This is a genomic window from Actinomadura sp. RB99, from assembly GCF_014706005.1.
Taxonomy (GTDB): domain Bacteria; phylum Actinomycetota; class Actinomycetes; order Streptosporangiales; family Streptosporangiaceae; genus Spirillospora.
In genome coordinates, this window is sequence record NZ_JABMCA010000166.1 from 1 (window position 1) to 1,873 (window position 1,873).

The 1,873-nt window shown below is 74.9% G+C and carries 3 protein-coding genes; 1 reads left to right on the forward strand and 2 read right to left on the reverse strand.

Going from position 1 to position 1,873, the window contains the following annotated elements:
* Both amrb99_RS49290 and amrb99_RS49295 read right to left on the reverse strand, forming a co-directional pair.
* On the reverse strand, positions 1–350 hold a 350-nt coding region (locus amrb99_RS49290), incomplete at its 3' end, for a hypothetical protein (protein WP_206700428.1).
* Positions 351–352: 2 nt separating this feature from the next.
* Positions 353–1,123, reverse strand: coding sequence for a DUF4239 domain-containing protein (locus amrb99_RS49295; RefSeq protein ID WP_190869012.1), 771 nt, complete (start codon positions 1,121–1,123; stop codon positions 353–355).
* Positions 1,124–1,492: 369 nt separating this feature from the next.
* On the opposite strand from amrb99_RS49295, the gene amrb99_RS49300 reads away from it, so the two are divergent.
* On the forward strand, positions 1,493–1,873 hold a 381-nt coding region (locus amrb99_RS49300; protein WP_277820252.1), incomplete at its 3' end, for a lysine 5,6-aminomutase subunit alpha.

Below are 1,873 nucleotides of genomic sequence, written 5' to 3' on the forward strand. Positions count from 1 at the left end.
GGCGGTGCGGGCGTCTCGGGCGGCGGAGGCGTCTCGGGCGGAGGCGCGTGCGTGGGCGGCGGGGCGTGCGTCGGCGGCGGGGCGTGCGTCGGCGGCGGTGGCGCGGGCTTCGGCGGCGGCTCCGGCGCGGGGGCCGGCGGCTTCACGCAGCCCGGCGCGCCCGGGCCGACGTCCACGTGGACCAGCCCGTCGATGCACACGCTCACCCCGCCGCCGCCCTGCCCGGTGACCGTGACCGAGGACGAGGACGACGGGTCGGGCGAGGGTTCGGCCGACGCGCAGGTCGGCAGCGCCAGCGTCCCCGCGAGCGCGCCGCAGATCGCGGCGGGCAGCAGCGGCAGGCGGCGCATGCTCAGCCACCTCCGGAGATGCGCCGCAGTTCCGCCGCCGCGCCGGTGAACGCGTCGGGATGGACGGCGAGGCCGCCCCGGAACACGTGCGCGATGTCGAAGACCAGGTAGACGCCGGCGGCCAGCAGCCCCGCCATGAGCGCGAGCGGGACCAGCGTGAGCCCGCGCGGCCTGGCGCCGGCGACCAGGGGCAGCAGCATCACGACGACGCCGGTGAGCACGGTGACGGCCAGCAGCCCGACCGGCGGGGTGGTCTTGGCGTCCATGGCCCGCTGGTGGCGGGCGGCGGAGATCTCGGTGAGGTGGTCCAGGACGGAGCCCTGGGCGTTCTGGAGCTCGTCGGTGGGGGTCTTGACGGCCATCACCTCGCGACGCAGGGCGTCGAGCTTCGTCCACCCCGCGGCGCTGAGCCGGTCGTGGTCGCGCATCAGCCGCCATTCGGGACCGCGGACGAGCTGCACGTAGTCGCGGAGCCCGGCCTGGATCTGCTGGGCGTCGGCGGCGGGCAGCCGGGACGCCGCCCAGTACGCCTCGACGACCGCCTGGCTCTCGGCGTAGGTGTTGGACCGGGCGGAGTCGGCCGAGGTCCACGGGACCACGATGGCGATGGCGAACGCGAGCAGGAACAGCGCCGACAGCATCGCCCCCGTGTGCGCGGTGGTGGGGCCGTCGGGGTCGGGGTCGTCGACGCCGTGCCGCCCCCGCCGCACCAGCCGGCTCGCGAGGATCACCACGATGACGGCGCACACGGCGGCCGCAATATAAATGATCATGCCCCTCCAGAACCGGACGTGCGCGGGCGGAGCCGGGTCCCCGCCCGCATGCCACTGTCGGTGATTGTAATTTCACGAAACGTGTCCGGTCTCTGGTTTCCCTTTGGTCCTCACCTGGAAGTGAGCCCGGCGTCCGGGCCGGGGAGCAAAGGCTGGCCCCGGACGGGCTTTCGCCCGGCGGGGGAGCGCGTCCGCGGGCGGGGAAGGACTGGAGGGGAAGGTGCGGCGTACACCCGTGGCCGCAGTATCCGCTGTTAGTTCTTGCGATTTGTGGTTCAGATGCCGGAAGATCTCCGGTAGAGAACTCGCATAGAAGGACGATTGTCGGTAACCGGCCTGAGAGGGGCGGCAGCGTGAGGGGAGACGGCAATGGCGCCGCAGGGAAAGCTGGACCTCGATCCGCAGGTGGTGGCCGCCGCCCGGCGGCTCGCCGCCCGGGCCGCGGAACCGATCATCCGGATGGCCCGCTCCCACACCACCGTCTCGGTTGAGCGGGCGCTGCTGCGGCTGGCCGGGCTGACCGGCGCCGACGACGAGGGCCGGCCCTGGGCCAACCACCTCGCCGACGCCGTCCGCGACCAGGTCGGCCTGGAGCACGGCCTCGCCCTCCCGGTGTGGGACGCGCTGCTCACCGGGCCGCACCGGACCCTCGGCGACCTCGCGCAGGCCGCCGCCCGCGGCCGCGTGTCGTTCCGGCTGCCCGCCGGCACCGACGCCGCGCACGCCCGCGAGGCCGCCACCGCCGCCGCC